Annotated in this window: 15 protein-coding genes and 1 pseudogene; 10 read left to right on the forward strand and 6 right to left on the reverse strand. The window is 56.7% G+C overall.

What is annotated here, in order from left to right:
* Positions 1-17 precede the first annotated feature (17 nt).
* Genes ACZ1GM_RS10535 through ACZ1GM_RS10545 form a run of 3 tightly spaced genes read right to left on the reverse strand, consistent with a single transcriptional unit; the run spans position 18 to position 4,032 of the window.
* Complete coding sequence (locus ACZ1GM_RS10535; RefSeq protein WP_472676416.1) at positions 18-1,502, reverse strand: tryptophan halogenase family protein; 1,485 nt, start codon at positions 1,500-1,502, stop codon at positions 18-20.
* Positions 1,499-2,503: a tryptophan 7-halogenase gene (locus tag ACZ1GM_RS10540; RefSeq protein WP_472678549.1), complete on the reverse strand. Its 1,005-nt coding sequence runs from the start codon at positions 2,501-2,503 to the stop codon at positions 1,499-1,501. Before ACZ1GM_RS10540 ends, ACZ1GM_RS10535 begins: the two co-directional genes overlap by 4 nt.
* A gap of 2 nt (positions 2,504-2,505) precedes the next feature.
* The gene (locus tag ACZ1GM_RS10545) at positions 2,506-4,032 is read right to left on the reverse strand and encodes a tryptophan halogenase family protein (RefSeq protein WP_472676417.1); all 1,527 of its coding nucleotides are present in this window, start codon (positions 4,030-4,032) and stop codon (positions 2,506-2,508) included.
* Between the two features lie 165 nt (positions 4,033-4,197).
* On the opposite strand from ACZ1GM_RS10545, the gene ACZ1GM_RS10550 reads away from it, so the two are divergent.
* The 7 genes from ACZ1GM_RS10550 to ACZ1GM_RS10580 are packed head-to-tail and all read left to right on the forward strand — an operon-like array spanning position 4,198 to position 11,010.
* Positions 4,198-5,385: a Gfo/Idh/MocA family protein gene (locus ACZ1GM_RS10550; protein WP_472676418.1), complete on the forward strand. Its 1,188-nt coding sequence runs from the start codon at positions 4,198-4,200 to the stop codon at positions 5,383-5,385.
* The gene (locus ACZ1GM_RS10555; protein ID WP_472676419.1) at positions 5,382-6,458 is read left to right on the forward strand and encodes a sugar phosphate isomerase/epimerase family protein; all 1,077 of its coding nucleotides are present in this window, start codon (positions 5,382-5,384) and stop codon (positions 6,456-6,458) included. The genes ACZ1GM_RS10550 and ACZ1GM_RS10555 overlap by 4 nt, the downstream gene beginning before the upstream one ends.
* A gap of 20 nt (positions 6,459-6,478) precedes the next feature.
* Complete coding sequence (locus ACZ1GM_RS10560; RefSeq protein ID WP_472676420.1) at positions 6,479-7,867, forward strand: MFS transporter; 1,389 nt, start codon at positions 6,479-6,481, stop codon at positions 7,865-7,867.
* Positions 7,864-8,412 (forward strand): gluconate 2-dehydrogenase subunit 3 family protein, encoded by a 549-nt coding sequence (locus ACZ1GM_RS10565; RefSeq protein WP_472676421.1) that lies wholly within the window; start codon positions 7,864-7,866, stop codon positions 8,410-8,412. The genes ACZ1GM_RS10560 and ACZ1GM_RS10565 overlap by 4 nt, the downstream gene beginning before the upstream one ends.
* 30 nt (positions 8,413-8,442) lie before the next feature.
* The gene (locus ACZ1GM_RS10570; protein WP_472676422.1) at positions 8,443-9,687 is read left to right on the forward strand and encodes a GMC family oxidoreductase N-terminal domain-containing protein; all 1,245 of its coding nucleotides are present in this window, start codon (positions 8,443-8,445) and stop codon (positions 9,685-9,687) included.
* Between the two features lie 52 nt (positions 9,688-9,739).
* Positions 9,740-10,150: a GMC family oxidoreductase gene (locus ACZ1GM_RS10575; RefSeq protein WP_472676423.1), complete on the forward strand. Its 411-nt coding sequence runs from the start codon at positions 9,740-9,742 to the stop codon at positions 10,148-10,150.
* Entirely contained in the window at positions 10,147-11,010 is an 864-nt protein-coding gene (locus ACZ1GM_RS10580; RefSeq protein WP_472676424.1) for a sugar phosphate isomerase/epimerase family protein, read from the forward strand. Before ACZ1GM_RS10575 ends, ACZ1GM_RS10580 begins: the two co-directional genes overlap by 4 nt.
* A gap of 7 nt (positions 11,011-11,017) precedes the next feature.
* On the opposite strand, the gene ACZ1GM_RS10585 is transcribed toward ACZ1GM_RS10580, so the two are convergent.
* Genes ACZ1GM_RS10585 through ACZ1GM_RS10595 form a run of 3 tightly spaced genes read right to left on the reverse strand, consistent with a single transcriptional unit; the run spans position 11,018 to position 14,488 of the window.
* Complete coding sequence (locus ACZ1GM_RS10585) at positions 11,018-12,064, reverse strand: LacI family DNA-binding transcriptional regulator (RefSeq protein WP_472676425.1); 1,047 nt, start codon at positions 12,062-12,064, stop codon at positions 11,018-11,020.
* An 11-nt stretch (positions 12,065-12,075) separates the two neighbouring features.
* A complete protein-coding gene (locus tag ACZ1GM_RS10590) occupies positions 12,076-13,551 on the reverse strand; it encodes an MFS transporter (RefSeq protein WP_472676426.1) in 1,476 nt (491 codons plus the stop codon).
* On the reverse strand, positions 13,436-14,488 hold the full coding sequence (locus tag ACZ1GM_RS10595; protein ID WP_472676427.1) for an SMP-30/gluconolactonase/LRE family protein: 1,053 nt from the start codon (positions 14,486-14,488) through the stop codon (positions 13,436-13,438). Before ACZ1GM_RS10595 ends, ACZ1GM_RS10590 begins: the two co-directional genes overlap by 116 nt.
* Before the next feature lie 161 nt (positions 14,489-14,649).
* Here ACZ1GM_RS10595 and ACZ1GM_RS10600 point away from each other — a divergent pair, with 161 nt between their 5' ends.
* The 3 genes and pseudogenes from ACZ1GM_RS10600 to ACZ1GM_RS10610 form a co-directional block, all read left to right on the forward strand.
* Positions 14,650-16,905: a glycoside hydrolase family 3 protein gene (locus ACZ1GM_RS10600; RefSeq protein ID WP_472676428.1), complete on the forward strand. Its 2,256-nt coding sequence runs from the start codon at positions 14,650-14,652 to the stop codon at positions 16,903-16,905.
* Positions 16,838-17,062, forward strand: coding sequence for a hypothetical protein (locus ACZ1GM_RS10605; RefSeq protein ID WP_472676429.1), 225 nt, complete (start codon positions 16,838-16,840; stop codon positions 17,060-17,062). Before ACZ1GM_RS10600 ends, ACZ1GM_RS10605 begins: the two co-directional genes overlap by 68 nt.
* A pseudogene (locus tag ACZ1GM_RS10610) lies at positions 16,984-17,151 on the forward strand (putative glycoside hydrolase); the annotation flags it as partial. The gene ACZ1GM_RS10605 and the pseudogene ACZ1GM_RS10610, both read left to right, overlap by 79 nt.
* Positions 17,152-17,154 lie beyond the last annotated feature (3 nt).

Raw genomic sequence — 17,154 nt, forward strand, 5'->3', positions numbered from 1 at the left:
TCGCTTTGCCATAGCGGTCAATAAATGCCTGATGCGTTGGCATCGCATCGGCTGCCTTCGCCAAAACCTTGCGCATATTGGCGAGGCTCTGGATCAGGTCCTTTTCGGTCAACGCATCGGTACGCCGGGTTGTGGCCCGTTGGCCCCCAGCCCTGCCCCTCTGCCACGGCGAGCCAGCTAGTAAGATCGAACAGCTCAGCATCATATTTAAAGAACCGCCCGCTGCCGCGCAGCAAATCCATCTTGCGTTGCAGGCTATCGGGGATCGGCATTTCCCGCACATAGTCCCAGAACGGTTGGCCCTCACGCTTGGTCGCCTTGTAATGGAGGATCAGGAAATCGCGAATATGTGTAAAATCATCCTGCATCAGCCGGTTGTATTCGTCGCGCTCAACCGGACTTTCCCGTTCTTGTGGGAACAGCGAAATTAGCTTCGAAATGCCCGACTGAATTAGGTGAATGCTGGTCGACTCCAATGGCTCTAAAAAGCCCGATGACAGACCAATCGCAACGCAGTTTCCTTGCCAAAACTTGCGCCGATGTCCGGTCTGAAAGCGGAGATGGTTCGGCGATGTCAGCGCCTCCCCCTCGAGACTAGACAAGAGCTGCTCTTCCGCCTGATCAGCGCTCATATACGCATCGCAATAGACGTGCCCATTGCCAGTGCGATGCTGCAACGGAATGCGCCACTGCCACCCTGCCTCGCGCGCGGAGGAGCGGGTGTATGGCTCAGGCTCACCCTTTCTGCGGCATGCCACTGCAACAGCGCGATTGACCGGCAGCCAGTGGCTCCAATCCTCAAAACCTGCCGCGTAAACACCCTCAATCAATAGCCCGCGAAAGCCAGTGCAATCCACAAACAGATCGCCTTCGACAGTGCGCTCACCATCGAGCGAAAGCGCTGTGATCAGCCCACTCTCACCATCCTGCTGAACATTTTCAATCCGCCCTTCTACGCGCGTGACACCCCGGCTCTCAGCCAGTCTACGCAAGAATGCGGCGTAGAGGCTTGCATCGAAATGAAACGCATAGGCCAGCTTGTTGATGACGGGCCCATGATCCGGCTCTGGCCGCAGGAACTTGCCGCGATAGGCGCACAATGCGTTGAGCGAATAGTCGTCGAGCGATTTGCGATCGCCGATGGTCGCCGCACGCGCCCAATATTGGTGGAAATCGAGCCCCTCCAGATCGAACCCATAGGTGCCGAAAGGATGAAAATAGCGCTCGCCTTCCGCGCCCCATCCGACGAACTCGATACCAAGCTTATAGGTCGCTTGCGTTTCGCGAACAAAGTCATCTTCTTTGATGCCAAGGTGATCGTTGAACTTGCCGATGGGCGGAATTGTCGCCTCACCCACACCGACGGTGCCAATGGCCTCGGATTCGACCAGCGTGACACTAATCCCCGCACGACCACAGAATTTGGATAAGGCCGCTGCGGTCATCCATCCCGCCGTTCCGCCACCCGCGATAACAACGCGCTTGATTGGCTGGTCGCTCATGCTGCAACCCCTTGCCTGGCAAGACCTTGTATCTGAGCGTGCAACTGCTTCATCCATGCTAGCAATTGGTCCTGTGGCATACGCTCAGCCAGCCGTTCGTGACGCATCGGGCGTATTCCGCGCGACCAAAGCGCGGCGAGCCATTCATAAAGTGTGAAAACTTCATAGTCCTCGGTCGGAATTCGACCGCACGCCTCGAACACCTCGATCTTACGACGCAAGGCGGGTCGGTCGGTCTCGCGGGGGTCATCGGCTAGCAACAACTCGCGAAAATCACTAAAGCGCTCCGCCTCCGCAGCGCAAAGCCGGTTGAATTCGCGGCGTTCGGCATCGGCATTGTCTGGCGGAGCAAGCATCGCGACAAGCCGTTTCGCCACGTTGTAGAGTGCCTGCCATTCTTCGCCGGAAACCGCCGTGTGGCATCCAATGCTTACTTGGTCATTCTGCCAAATAGTCGCGCCCGGATCTTTAGCCGCACAGTTGATGGTCAGGTCAACTTCACCCATCTCCACAGGCTGTAAGATGGCAGCGCGGAGCGTTTTTGCATGCGCCAGCAACACCTCGGCATAGTCCTTGCGTGCGCACCATAGCCCTTGCGGCACATCAACGTTCGACGCAGGTGCAGAACTCGCGCGGTGGAGCGTGATCGCAGGGTTGAATTCCTCAAGCGGCGGCTGCTTCTGCAGTGCATTTGCACGCAACCAGTGCTGGTGAAACTCCGACCCGGCTGCTGCTGCCCCGAATGGCGCAAAGGGAATGCACATTTCTTTCCCGCCCACCTCATAAGCAGAAGCCGAACGAGCCGTGCTGGAAGAGCCCGTAAAACCAGGATCAAGCCGCATTTCCGCATGAAATCGCTGATGATCTGGGCGGAGCAAGATTTGTTCATCGGCTGCGGTACCAGACGGCGCAATCACGCAATTCTCTCCGCCGCAAAAGCGCGCAAGATATGCGCCCAGCATGGCCGCCTGCATTGGCTCGCCGACAATCGCGATGCGCATCGTCACGCCGCGCTCTCCATCATCCCATTGCTGGCGAGATAGTCCGCATGGTCCGCCATCGTCGCGGTGGCGCGCTGCATATGCTGCCGCAACCCGCCAAGGTGCTGCCGCATGTCCCGCTCATTCACACGGTCGGCGCGCCAATCGTACGCGCCGGGAACACGCCTCTGCCCGACCAATACCGCAATCCAGCTTGGCACCAGGAATAGCCCGTGATCGTACTTGGCAACGTGGCCGTGTGCCGCGAACAGCTCCATCTTCTCCTTAAGCGAGTCCGGCACATCCATTGTGCGCATGTGGTTCCAGAAATCGGAATCGTCGCGTTCGGTCGCGTGATAATGGAGGATCAGGAAATCACGGATCCGCTCAAACTCCAGATCCATTCGGCGGTTATACTCCGCGCGTTCAACGCCGCTTTGCGTTTCGGCAGGAAAGAGCTCGAGCAGCTTGGTGATACCTTCCTGAATCAGATAGATGCTCGTGGACTCCAGCGGCTCCAAAAACCCACCTGACAGGCCGATAGCCACGCAATTCTTGTTCCACAGCTTGCGTCGCTTTCCCGTGACAAAGCGCAGCATGCGTGGCTCAGCCAAAGCAGGTCCTTCGAGATTGTCGATCAGACTCTCGCACGCCTCATCATCGCCTATGAAACCGCTGGAATAGACATGCCCATTGCCCGTGCGATGCTGCAACGGAATGCGCCAGCGCCAGCCTGCCTTGTCCGCCGTCGCCCGCGTATACGGCAGCAACGGTCCAGCACTTTCACAGGGTGCAGCGACAGCGCGATCGCAGGGTAGCCATTCGCGCCAATCGTCATATCCAGTTTCCAGCGTTTTCTCGGTCAAAAGCCCAAAGAAACCCGTGCAATCGACAAACAGATCGCCAGCGATTTCCCGACCATCATCCAACTTTAGCGATGCGATATTACCTGTTTCAGCGTCCTGCCCAACCTCAACCACCTTGCCCTCTAACCGCTCAACACCGCGCGCCTCGGCATGGCGGCGCATGAAGGGGCCGTATTTGAGCGCGTCGAATTGATACGCATAGCGATAGGTCGAAAGGACTGATCGCGGATCGTCCGACGGTGGCTGAAATTTGCCCGCGCGGCAGGCGAGAACCGGTAGCGAATAATCCTCCAGCGCCCCGGCATCTCCACTCTCAGACAGCTTGCGCCAATAATGGTGGAATGCCACCCCTTCATTGGCGAGGCCGAACTCGCCGAACGGATGAATGTAGCTATCGCCCTTGCGCGCCCAATCAACGAATTCAATCCCGAGTTTAAAGGTGGCCGATGTGGCCGCCATAAACTCAGCCTCGTCAACGCCAATCGTTTCGTTGAACAAACGGATATGGGGCAGCGTTGCTTCGCCCACGCCGACCACGCCAATCGCCTCAGATTCGATAAGGGTAATCTTTAGCCCTGTTGACCCCAACATGCTGATCAGGCCAGCCGCCGTCATCCAGCCCGCCGTGCCGCCGCCAACAACAACCACATGATTCACAGATGTATGACCCGCCTGCTCAGGCACCCACTCTCTCCCTAAGCCTGCAGACTTTCCTCAGACTGACACGTTGTCAACTCAATCCGCAGTCTTACACGCTCTTTTTATTTTGGCAGCGCGCTTGACGGCTGCATCGCTAAGTAATACCCAATTGACAACGTAAGACAAGAAATGTCTTCGGTGGAGGGGAAATTGGCGAACTCAGGACCGGTCAGGTTCGGAATGATAGGCGGCGGGCCAGGCGCGTTCATAGGCGCTGTCCACCGTATTGCCGCGCGCCTTGATGGAGAAATGGAACTGGTTTGCGGCGCCTTCAGCCGCGATCTTGAAAAGTCTCGGGAAACTGGGGCGACGTTAGGGCTTGGCGCTGATCTTTGCCACGCAGACGTGTCGGAAATGCTCACCGATGAGCAAGGCTTTGATGCCGATGATTCGATGGAGTGCGTCTCCATCGTCACCCCCAATGACAGCCATGTACCAATTGCGACCGCCGCGCTTTCTGCCGGGCGTCATGTCATTTGCGACAAGCCAGCAGGCGTCAGCCTGGCCGAGGTAGAGCAATTGGCGCAGGTGCTCGAAAACAGCAAAGCACTCTATGCGCTGACGCACACCTATCTTGGGTATCCGATGGTGTGGCAGGCCCGGCACATAGCGGCGCAAAAGAGTTTTGGCCCCATCCGCCGGGTCATAGTTAAATATACACAAGGCTGGTTGGCCGCGCAGCTGGAAAAGGAAGGCAGCCGACAGGCGAGCTGGCGCACCGATCCGGCCATTTCAGGCCCAGCGGGTGCTTTTGGTGACATTGGGAGCCATGCCCACAGCCTGGTCGAGTTTATCGCAAATTCTCGCATGACGCGGCTCTCGGCGCAGCTACGCAGTTCATTCGATGACCGCGTGCTGGACGATGATGGCGAGGCGAGTTTTGAGCTGGAGAACGGTGCAACGGGCGTACTCATCGCCAGTCAGATATGCTCCGGCGACGAGAATGGCCTGACCATCAAAGTGCATGGCGACAACGCCGGCCTTGAATGGCATCAGATGGAGCCAAACACGCTGATTGAGCGTCGCCAAGGCGGAACCAGCACAACGTATCGCGCTGGCGTGGACATGCCGCTTTGTGATGAAGCTCTTGCACGCTGTCGCCTGCCCTCCGGCCATCCAGAGGGATACCTTGAGGCTTTTGCCAACATCTATCGCGACTTTGCACGCGCCATCCGCATTGGATCAAGCCCTGCCTCAATGGGCGTTCCGGGGATCGCGGAGGCTTTGCGCGGCATGGCTTTCCTGGAGGCATCAGTCGCGAGCAGCGCCAATGGCGGTGCATGGACAGACGTCACGGCTCCCTCAGTCGGACCCGATCTCAAAGGCCTGTTATCATGAAGGAAATCCGCGGACCTGCCATTTTTCTTGCGCAGTTTATGCGCGACGAGGCACCGTATAACAGTCTCGATTCCATCGCTGAATGGGTTGCGGGGCTCGGCTATAAAGGCATTCAGATTCCTTCAAATGATGCACGCTGCATTGATCTCGACCTCGCTGCTGAGAGCCAGGATTACTGCGATGATCTGGCTGGCCGAATGGCGGAACTTGGCCTGACGATCACAGAGCTGGCCACCCATTTGCAGGGCCAGCTTGTCGCCGTGCATCCCGCCTATGATGATCTGTTCGATGCGTTTGCCCCGCCAGAGGTGCATGGCAAGCCAGCCGAACGTCAAGCATGGGCCGTCGATCAAATGCGTAAGGTCGCGGTCGCCTCGCGCCGGTTGGGCTTGAAGAGTACGCCAAGCTTCCCCGGCGCACTCATGTGGCACCTTGTCTATCCATGGCCGCAGCGGCCCGCCGGTCTGGTTGATGCCGGATTTGAAGAACTGGCCAAGCGCTGGCGTCCGATCCTCGATTTCTATGATGAGAATGGCGTAGACGTAGCCTATGAAATCCATCCGGGCGAAGACTTACACGATGGCGCAAGCTTTGAAGTTTTCCTTGAAAAGGTCGATGGTCACCCGCGCTGTAACATTCTGTTCGACCCCAGCCACTTCGTGTTGCAACAGCTCGATTATCTCGCCTTTATCGACCGCTATCACGATCGGATCAAAGCCTTCCATGTGAAGGATGCCGAGTTCCGTCCTGATGGTCGCACCGGCGTTTATGGGGGGTATCAGGATTGGGGCGACCGTGCTGGGCGCTTCCGGTCGCTGGGCGATGGTCAGGTCGATTTCCGACAGATTTTCAGCAAGCTGACGCATTACGGCTTTGACGGATGGGCCGTTCTCGAATGGGAATGCTGCTTCAAACATCCCGAGCAAGGCGCCGCCGAGGGCGCGCCGTTTATCGCTGATCACCTGATCCGCCCGACAGACGTCGCGTTCGATGATTTTGCCGGAGGCGGCGTGGACTCAGAGAAAATTCAAAGAGCCCTTGGGATCGCACCCAGCACGGGCGGCACATCATGATCGGGACGAGAGGGGACACCATGGAAGCGCAAACCTATCAGCGAAGCCGATTGTTTTGGCTTAGCTGCATTTCGCTGATCGTAACGGCCATGACCTTCGCGATCCGCGCGGGCATTCTGACTCAGCTTTCCGATGAATTCGCTTTGAGCGACACACAGCTTGGCTGGGTCAACAGCATGGCCTTTTTGGGCTTTCCGCTGGCGATGGTTGTGTTTGGCTTTCTCTACAACAAGCTCGGCCCTCGACTGATCATGATCTTGGCGTTTGTCGGCCATCTGCTCGGCCTTGTCCTGACCATTTTTGCCGATGGATTTCTGGGCCTGCTGATCTCAACCTTCTTTATCGGTTTCGCCAACGGCTCGGTGGAGGCTGCGTGCAACCCGCTCGTTGCGGATCTTTATAAAGAGGAAAAGACGAAGTGGCTGAACCGCTTCCATGTCTGGTTCCCCGGCGGGATCGTGATCGGTGCAGTTGTTTCCTACGTCATGACCAATGCTGGCATTGGCTGGCAGCCGCAAATAGCGGTGATGCTGATCCCGACGGCAATTTACGGCTTCATGATTTTCACTACTCACTTCCCGGATGTTCCTGAAAGCGAGCGGATCGTTGATCTTGATGCCAAGGGCATAGTGCTGATGAGTGCGATCTTCGGCCTGTTGGTCCTGATCGGGACGCCTAACAATCTGATCGCTGGCCTGCCTGGCACGTTTATCCTCCCGCTGCTTCTGGTATTGGGGCTGACTTTCATGCTGATGCTGTTCCGCGCCGGGCGCACGCGCGACGCGGCGCTGTTGGTTGTACTGATGGCGATTATGAGCATCACAGCAACATCAGAACTCGGCACTCAGCAATGGGTTGATCGCATCCTTGGCGCGCAGCTCGGCAACCTACCAGGTCAGGCGATGATCGTGTTGGGTATGGTGACGGGCATTATGGCGGTCGGTCGCTATTTCGCCGGTCCGCTTATTCACGCACTGAACCCGCTCGGCGTGCTGTTGATGAGCGCCGTGCTCACGACGATCGGCCTTTTCATGATGGCATCTGCCAGCGGGGCGATGGTCTATGTATCGGCGATTATCTTCGCATTGGGCGTGTGCTATTTCTGGCCGACGATGATTGGCGTCACGGCGCAGTACGTGCCGCGCTCGGGCGCTCTTGGCATGAGCCTGGTCGGGGCCGCTGGAATGTTCGCGCTTACGATCTGGAACCCGATTATCGGAGGATGGATCGACAGTGCCAGAGCCAGCGCAGAGGCAAGCGGGCTCGAAGGGACAGCCGTTGAAGTTGCGGCAGGCCAGGGAGCGCTGTCGGAACTGGTCTACTTCCCGGCGGTGCTGATCGCCGTCTTCGCCATCCTTTATTTTGCTCGAAAACACCTCGAAAATTCTGCGGAGCAAGCACTTTCATGACAACAAACACACCCTCATTAGACCGGCGATCTGCGCTGCGCGGCATGGTGAGTGTTGCCGGTGCTGCGGTGGTCCTGCCGACATTCGGCGCGCTCGCCGGATGCAGTTCGACACCGGCCTCGCTGACCGAGCTCCAGCCCCTGATCCGCGCGCTGAGTGCCCGCGTAATTCCAGAAACGGATACGCCGGGCGCAATCGCCGCTGGCGTGCCGGAATACATCGCAGCCGTTTTTGATGCCCACTTCACAGACGATCAGAAAGCAGACTTCGTGAGCGGTCTTGAGGCCATCAACGCTTTGCACGAAGCTGGCTTTGCGCAGGCAGGCGAAGCGCAACAAGACGCCGCGCTGATGCAACTTTCCGATGCCTCTGACGGCACAGCGGGCAAAGCCACCTGGCAGCAATTGCGCGATATGGCGGTGTTCGGTTTCTACACCTCAGAGGCCGCATCTGAGCAGATGCCCTACGAAGAAATCCCTGGCCGATATGACGGCTGTGTCCCGCTCGCCGAAATTGGCGGCGCATGGCTTGATCGCGGAGTTTGAAAACAATGATGGCTCGCAAGGAATATTACTATGTCTAAAGACACAGCATTCGATGTCATCGTGGTCGGATCCGGCATGTCCGGCGGCATGGCGGCGAAAGAGTTTTGCGAGCGCGGCATGAAGACGGTCGTGGTCGAACGCGGCAAGAAAACCGAGCGCGGCGTGGACTATGTGGGCGAGAATCAGGAACCGTGGGATATGCAGTTCCGCGACCGGGTAGATCCGCAATTGGTCGGCACGGATTATCCAACCCAAAGCCAGTGCTATGCCTTCCGCGAGAGCACGCGCAACTTCTTCATCAACGATCGGGAGAACCCTTACTCGCACGAGGAAGGTGCCCCGTTCAATTGGATCCGCGGTGATCAGGTTGGCGGCAAATCGTTGATGTGGGCGCGCCAAAGCTATCGTTGGAGCGATACCGATTTTGGCGCGAATAAAGCCGATGGATATGGCTCTGACTGGCCTATTCGATACGCCGATGTCGCGCCATGGTATGATCATGTTGAGCGGTTTGTTGGGATCAGCGGATCTTACGAAAATTTGCCGCAGCTACCGGACAGTGTATTTCAACCGCCGATGGATTTCACCTGTGTCGAGAAGGCAGCAAAGACCGCGATTGAATCGGAGTTTCCCGACCGCAAGCTGATCATCGGGCGTGCTGCGCATATTACAGAACCTACTGAGGAACAGCTCGCACTTGGCCGAGGCAGCTGCCAGTTCCGCAACCAATGCGAACGCGGGTGTTCCTATGGCGCCTATTATTCCAGCGTTGCGGGCAGCCTGCCCGCCGCAGAAAATACTGGCAATCTGACGATCCTTACCGACAGCATCGTCGAGCAGATCAACTACGACCCGGAAACCAGACAAGCCACCGGGGTACGGATTGTCAACCGCAAGACCGGTGACCGCGAAGACATCACGGCGAAAGTTGTATTCTTATGCGCATCAACGTTGGGCACGCTGCAAGTGATGCTCAACTCGCGATCAGACACGTTCCAAAATGGGTTTGCCAATTCCAGCGGAACGCTCGGCAAATACATCATGGATCATCACCACCGGATCGGCGCGAGCGGGCAGATGCCGGGTTTCGAAGATCAGTATTATGCGGGCCGTCGTCCAAACGGCACATATGTACCGCGCTGGACCAATCTCGATAACCGCACCGATCGGGAGTTTTTGCGAGGCTATGCCTATCAGGGCAGCAGCGGTACGGTCAGGTTGGACAAGAGCGCTGGGCGGCAAAGGCTTTGGCTCAGATCTCAAAGAAGAACTTAAGCAACCCGGTGGTTGGTATCTGACATTGCATGCTTTTGGCGAGCAGTTGCCGGTGGCCGAAAACCAGATCACCTTGCACGACAACAAAACCGATGCATTTGGCATTCCACAAATCCACGCGAGTGTTCGGGTCGGTGAAAACGAGCGAAAAATGCGGGTCGCGATGAAACGCGATGCGATCGCGATGCTGGAGGCTGCTGGAGCGACCAATATTGAACCCTTTGAGAATGAACCGATTCCGGGACACTGTATCCATGAGATGGGCGGAGCGCGGATGGGCCGTGATCCGAAAACGTCAGTGCTCAATGGCTTCAATCAATGCCATGACGTTTCCAATGTCTTCGCAACGGACGGTTCATCATTCGCCTCGATTGCCTGCCAGAATCCGTCTTTGACCTTTATGGCATTGACCGCACGCGCGGTCGATTATGCCGCGCAGAAAATGAAAGAAGGAACACTATGATCCGTTTGCCAGAACCCGATCGTCGTAGCTTTCTAGCAGGTGCAACAGCGTGTGCCGGCATGTTCGGCTTAGCCGGTTGCACATCCGCTGACGAAGGGGGCGCGGACACCGCTGCTACCGCCAGACCGTATGAGGGCAAACTCGGCCTGCAGTTATACACGGTGCGCGATCTGTTCGAGGCTGACTATCTCACGACGCTGACCGCCTTGGCCGACATCGGGTACAAGGATTGCGAAACGGCCGGTTTCTTCGATCACAACCCGGCTGATGTGAAAGCGGCGATGAATGATCTCGGGCTGGAGAGCAATTCTGGCCACGTCCGTATCGAGCAATTCCAAGACAGCTTCGCAGAAGCCTTGGAAGTCGCTGAGACTATGGGTCAGACGCTCATGATTCTGCCCTGGATCGAAGAGAGTTTGCGCACGCCGGACAGCTATCGCGAGATCGCCGACTTACTCAACCAGCGTGGCGAGGAGGCCAAGGCAGCAGGCAAACAGGTCGCCTATCACAATCATGAGTTCGAGTTCTTCGAGGTCGATGGAGAGCGTGGCTACGATATCCTGCTCGAACGGGCGGATCCCGAACTCGTGAAGATGGAACTGGATTTCTTCTGGGTCGCCGAAGCCGGAGAGGACGCGATAGAGGTCCTCAATCGTGCACCAGGTCGTTTTGTCGCGTCTCATGTGAAAGACCGCGCAACTGATGGATCAATGGTCGCCGTTGGTGATGGGGTGATCGACTTCGCCGCAATACTGCCAAAGGCTGCGGAAATGGGCATGCAGCATTTCTATGTCGAACATGACAATCCGGAAGATGCTTTGGTGTCGCTAGGACGCAGCTACAGCCACTTGATGAGCTGATCTGAAATCAGGCCGGCGGCGCAGTTGTGTCGCGCAAGATGAATTCGTAATCGAGCACGATGCGGCTCGGCTCTGATGTTCTTTTGCCGGTCAGGCTGGCGATCAACTCTTTCGCGGCCATTGATCCCAGGTCACCCAGAGGCTGATGGACAGTCGTTAAAAGTGGCCGCATGCGCGTTGCCACATCCGCATCGTCAAACCCGACAACTGACATCGCGCCTGGTACCGCGACGCCATGCGATGCGCAGGCCGAAACCATCCCAGCAGCCATATCATCGTTTGAGCAGAAAACCGCCGTTGGAGGGTTCTCGAGCGCCAGAAAATGTTCCCCCGCAGCGAAACCCGATTCGAAATCGAATTTGCCCGGTCTGACAAGCTCGTCATCAATCGCGAGACCAGCTGCGTCCAGCGCCACACAAAAGCCTGAGTAACGCACGTGAGTTGATCGTTGATCTTCAAGCCCGCGCACAAAGCCAATCCGTTTGTGGCCCAGATCAATCAAATGGCTGGTCAGTTCGATTGCGGCCTTATAGTCATCAATCTCAACCAGAATTCCCTGGTTTGGCAAATCAACCGGGCCAACACGCACCACAGGCAAATCCATTTCCTGAAGTACAAACCCGATTTTCTCATCATTCGCATATGGGGCGACAAGGATAACACCGTCAGGTCTGTGACGATTTATCATCGCCTCAACCGCTGCCCTGATTTCCGAGATTGATCCTGAGCCCAGCCCTTCGCTGAAGCTGACAGACAAGCGGTAGCCCAGCTCTTGACAGGCAATCACCGCACCAAACTGAATTGCGCTGATATACGAACTGTTGCCGGAGTGGCAGATAAGCATAATGTCATAGGATTTGCTGCCGCGCAGCGAACGGGCCGACTGGCTCGGCACATAGTCCAGCTTGCTGACCGCGTCACGCACCTTGCGGCGCAGTTTTTCCTGAACATGCGGTTCGTCATTCAACACGCGCGAAACGGTTTTGATGGAGACGCCGGCCAGTTCGGCAACATCTTTCATCTTGGCCGATCGACCTGATTTCGGCTGTGCCAAACTACCCCTCCCTAACCAGACAGCTCATTCACGATACGCGCATGAAAATCTCGGCTTAGCGGCATCCGATACAACAAGACAGCCGCAAAAAGCAAAAAGCCGGCAGGCATAATCGCGATGAAATTTTCAAGCATTCCAACCGTTTCCACCGATTGCCGATCACGGTCAGCATCATAACCAATGCCGGACAGTACATATCCGACCAACAGACCTGTCAACGCACCTGACGCTTTTTGGAAAAACAAGCTGGCGCCAAAAACTGGGCCTTCATCGCGCCGGCCATATTTATACTGCCCGTACTCCACCGTATCCGGGATCAAAGCCCAGATAATAACGGCAAATGCAGAGCCCGCGAAACCGAACAGCACGATCTGGACAGGGATACCGGCCATGACAAAGGCACCGGTGCTGGCGAGCCATAGCCCGACTACCACCATCCACACGGTTGCTGCATACCATACCCGCTTCTTACCGAAAGTACGCACGCTCCATGTCCAGACTGGTGTTCCTGCCAGCGAAGCAAGGGCATAGCCGGTCAGCACCATTTCCTTAGGCGCGAACACATCAGCATTGGCCTCCAGATAAAACGCCAACGGTATGAGCAAACTAGCCCCAGCCGCCGCATTGACGAACAGGACCAGTAACAGCATCCGCAACGCACCGTTTTTCACAAACGCTTCGGCAAATGCCCGAAGGCTCACCTTGGGTTGCGATTGCTCACCGCCCAGGGGCGCCCGTTCTCGTGTCGAAGCGAAGCACAATACCAAGGCAACTGTTGCGATGCATGAGCCAATGGCAGCTGCATAAAAATAGCCATCCGCCTCTGCATTGGCGCCCTCGCCCAGATAGCGGGTCAATGGAAAGAAGAAACTGAAGACGCACAATTGGCCGCAGAACGCGAAGAACATCCGAACGCCGGAAAGTTCGGCCCTCTCATCACTGTCGAAAGTCAGGCGAGACGATAAAGCGGAATAGGGAACAGCCACAATTGTATAGCATGTTCGAAAGACAATTGCCGCTGCCAGCAACGCGAAAAACTGCGTTGATCCCTCAAAGGGAGGTACCCAAAAAAGTAGGCAGAATGCCAATCCTAAGCTGAAGCTACCGATCAGCAGAAATGGGCGGTACGATCCCCAGCGGCTCCTGTTTGCCGCAGAAATTGACGCAACTAGCGGGTCAGAAATCGCGTCCCATAACAGGCCAAGCGCCCAGATCCAGCCCGCGAGCTTTGGGTCGAGCCCGACCACTTCTGTGTACCAGAACACCAGAATGAGCGAAAGGCTATGCCAATATATGTTGAGGCCAAAATCACCGACCCCATAGCCGCCGAGTGTGCGCCACTTTGCTTCATTCTGCTCTTGGGCGAGCTGATTATCCAGAGAATTGCCCCATTCCAGTGACTGCTGTTCGAACAGCCAATAGCCTATCTTTGGCAGTGATGAACAGGGTACGTCCATCTTCGCCAAAGGCGCAGTTTGCAGTGGCACGACCGGTTGCGATACGACCAAGGCAGCTACCGCTGTGATCGATCACCAAAACGCCTCCAGGCCCGGCGAGAAATACATGACCATCTGTTGTGACCGCCATGCCGTCTGGCAGGCCTTCATGACCATCCATGAACGGGCGGGCATCAAACCACAGCTCACCATTCGCGGATTCCTGTGTCTCGCTGCCATCCAAAGTCATCCGGCGGATTAGCGGAGCCTGTGGATCGGATTGGCTGATGAACAAAGTCTTCTCGTCCGGAGACAGTGCCACACCATTGGGAAACGTCATATCAGAAATGATCCGCGTGATGATGCCAGATCGATCAATGCGATACACACCATTGACCTGCATTTCCTTCATGGGAGACGCATCCAAGCCCTCCAGCCCATAAGGGGGATCAGTAAAGTAGAGCGTGCTATCACGCGCCTCGACTATGTCGTTTGGGCTGTTGAACCGCTTGCCCTTGAAACGATCAGCAACGGTGATCCTTTTACCGTTCTCCAGATCCATCCGTTCGACTGCGCGCTGGCCATGATTGCAGATCAACAGATCGCCATTGCGCGCTTGCAACAATCCGTTCGCGCCCGGCTCTCGCATGCCCTGTGCGTTTTCCGGCGCGACACCTGAGGGATCAAGAAATGTTTCGACAGCCTGCCCCTCTCGCCAGCGAAAGGCGCGATTTTGCGGGACGTCGGTAAAATAAAGCTGCTGACGTTTACGGTCCCAGGCCGGCCCCTCCGCCCACCAATACCCCTCTCCCAGCAAGCGCGGTTGAGAGCCACGGTCTATCATCCGGTCAAAAGCGGGATCAAAAGTCTCGAAACTTACAAGCGATGGAGTGTCGCTTACTTGCGTATATCGAGCACCAACACAACCCGAAGCAAAGGCAAAGACGCTGCCTGACAAAACTGTTCTACGTGTCAAATTCATTGCCATGACACTCCCCTCTAACTACAGATAAACATAGGTTGACAACCTTGTCAAAAATCGCTGCTGTAGAGGCGGAAAGTAGGCGGTAACAGATGATTCTGTTACCGGTCTGGCTGAAATGAAGAGAGAGGGGATTGATCGATATGAGCAGGGTTTTGGGGCGTTCAGTGAGCAGTCTCGCAATGGCCGTGGCCGTTATCGGTTGTTCTCCCGATACACAGGTGCAGAGCGCTTCGGCAGCGCCCGTCTCAGCATCTACCGCACCCCGGATCAATCCTGAAATATGGCCTCAACTACAGCCTGCGCCGCTCAATCCCGCCATTGAGGCGCGCATTGATGCGATCATGGCCCAGATGAGCGTTGAGCAGAAAGTCGGCCAGACCATTCAGGCGGACTCCGCGTCCATTACGCCAGCAGAGGTGAAGCAATATCGTCTCGGCTCAATTCTGAGCGGCGGAAACTCAGCCCCGGGGCCCCTGCCCTATGCAGACACTGCCACTTGGCTGGCGGCGGCAGATGAATACTGGAACGCCTCTGTCGATAGCGAGGGCGTAGACATCGCCATCCCGATCATTTGGGGCATCGATGCCGTGCATGGGCACACTAACCTGCTTGGCGCGACAGTATTCCCGCACAATGTTGGCCTGGGTGCAATGCGCGATCCCGATCTGATTGAACGGATCATGAGCGCCACTGCCAAAGAGCTCATTGTATCAGGCCATGACTGGACTTTTGCGCCGACCCTGGCGGTTCCACGCGACGACCGATGGGGCCGCGGATACGAAGGGTTTTCAGAGACACCAGAAGTTGTGATCGCGTATTCAGACCGGATTGTTGAGGGCCTCCAAGGGGAATTCGGCACAGACGACTTCATGGCATCCGGCAAGGTTCTGTCCGCGGCCAAGCACTTCATCGCCGATGGCGGAACCGACGGTGGCCGCGACCAAGGCGACGCGAGCATCAGTGAAGAAGAACTGCGCGACATCCATGCGATGGGCTACCTTCCCGCGCTGGACGCCCAGGTGCAGACTGTAATGGTATCCTTCTCCAGTTGGCAGGGCATCAAGATGACTGGCAACAAACAGCTGATCACTGATGTGCTGAAAGATCGGATGGGCTTCACCGGCTTTGTCGTCAGCGACTGGAACGCGCATGGCCAAATCCCCGGTTGCAGTAACACCGATTGCCCAGAAGCATTCAATGCCGGCATCGACATGTTCATGGCGCCCGATAGCTGGCGCGGCCTGTATGAGAGCACGCTTGCCGCCGTTAAATCAGGCGAAATCTCGCAAGAGCGTCTGGACGATGCAGTGCGCCGGATTCTGCGCGTGAAGCTTAATTACGGTATTTTTGACAAAGGCGCGCCGAGCACTCGTGCCGGTGCAGGCAACACCGCGCTGCTGTCGAGCGATGCACACCGTAGCTTGGCCCGTGAAGCCGTGCGTAAGTCACTTGTCCTGCTGAAAAATGAAGGCGGCGTCTTGCCACTCGAAGGCGGCCAGCGCGTTCTTGTTGTTGGGGATGGTGCAAACAATATCGCCAAGGCATCGGGTGGCTGGACCTTGTCATGGCAGGGCGGCGCGCACACGAATGAAGAGTTTCCTGGCGGCACCTCCATTCTTGATGGAATTCGCGAGGTTGTTGAAGGAAGCGGCGGGACCGTTATCTTTGACGAGGCGGGCAGTGGCGATCATCAGGCTGATGTCGTCATCGCGGTCTATGGCGAGGATGCCTATGCCGAATTCCAGGGTGATCGGCCCCATCTGGACTTTCAGGATGGCGAATTCGATACCGGATTGCTGCAATCCTATCGCGCGAAAGGCATGCCTGTCGTATCCGTGTTCCTTTCCGGTCGGCCAATGTGGGTCAATCCAGAGATAAACGCATCCGACGCCTTCGTTGCCGCATGGTTGCCCGGAAGCGAAGGCGCGGGCGTTTCAGATATTCTGTTCAAGACCGAAGCGCAGTATGATTTCTCGGGCAAACTCAGTTTCTCTTGGCCAAAAACCGCAGACCAAGCGACGATCAATTACGGTGATGCCAATTACGACCCGCTCTTTTCCTATGGTTATGGCCTAAGCTACGCGGATACTGGCGCTCTGCCTGCGCTGAGCGAAGTGTCAGGCGTCGATGCTAACGGCGGATCAGGCGAAGTCTTTTTCAGCGCAGGCCAAGTCGCCACACCTTGGTCGCTTTACGGCGAAGTAAACGGTGCCCAGACACGCATGAACGACACAAACTGGGATGGAGGTGCACTGAAAATCAGCGGCACTGACCGGCTCGCGCAAGAGGATTCTGCTGCGCATCGATTGGGAATCACGCGGATCGTTAGTGCGGTTCGCAACGCACGATCCGGTGGACTTGTCCCGGCAAGCCAACGGCGCGATGGAATTGGGTTTCTTCGTCAAGAACTTCGGCGATGAACCGGCTCAGATCGCATTCGCTATGGGTTGCGGGGGGCAGAGAATTGCTCGCCCATTGGCATTGAGGTCACGTCACCCGAATGGCAGGAAGTACGCATCAGCCTGTCATGCTTCACCGATCAGGGCGTGGACCTCAGTCAACTCAGCGCGGGCCTGACCATTCTCAGCGATGGTGACGCGTCGATTGGTCTGTCTGACATTCGACTACAGTCAGACACGGACGCGACAAAAACCTGCGGGATGTAACTG

Source organism: Qipengyuania sp. JB2-7, assembly GCF_055693485.1.

What these genes read in the sequence shown, in the direction of transcription:
- ACZ1GM_RS10535 (WP_472676416.1), bottom strand. Translation starts at nt 1,502, where the DNA reads ATGAGCGACCAGCCAATCAAGCGCGTTGTTATCGCGGGTGGCGGAACG.
- ACZ1GM_RS10540 (WP_472678549.1), bottom strand. Translation starts at nt 2,503, where the DNA reads ATGCGCATCGCGATTGTCGGCGAGCCAATGCAGGCGGCCATGCTGGGC.
- ACZ1GM_RS10555 (WP_472676419.1), top strand. Translation starts at nt 5,382, where the DNA reads ATGAAGGAAATCCGCGGACCTGCCATTTTTCTTGCGCAGTTTATGCGC.
- ACZ1GM_RS10560 (WP_472676420.1), top strand. Translation starts at nt 6,479, where the DNA reads ATGGAAGCGCAAACCTATCAGCGAAGCCGATTGTTTTGGCTTAGCTGC.
- ACZ1GM_RS10565 (WP_472676421.1), top strand. Translation starts at nt 7,864, where the DNA reads ATGACAACAAACACACCCTCATTAGACCGGCGATCTGCGCTGCGCGGC.
- ACZ1GM_RS10570 (WP_472676422.1), top strand. Translation starts at nt 8,443, where the DNA reads ATGTCTAAAGACACAGCATTCGATGTCATCGTGGTCGGATCCGGCATG.
- ACZ1GM_RS10580 (WP_472676424.1), top strand. Translation starts at nt 10,147, where the DNA reads ATGATCCGTTTGCCAGAACCCGATCGTCGTAGCTTTCTAGCAGGTGCA.
- ACZ1GM_RS10595 (WP_472676427.1), bottom strand. Translation starts at nt 14,488, where the DNA reads ATGGCAATGAATTTGACACGTAGAACAGTTTTGTCAGGCAGCGTCTTT.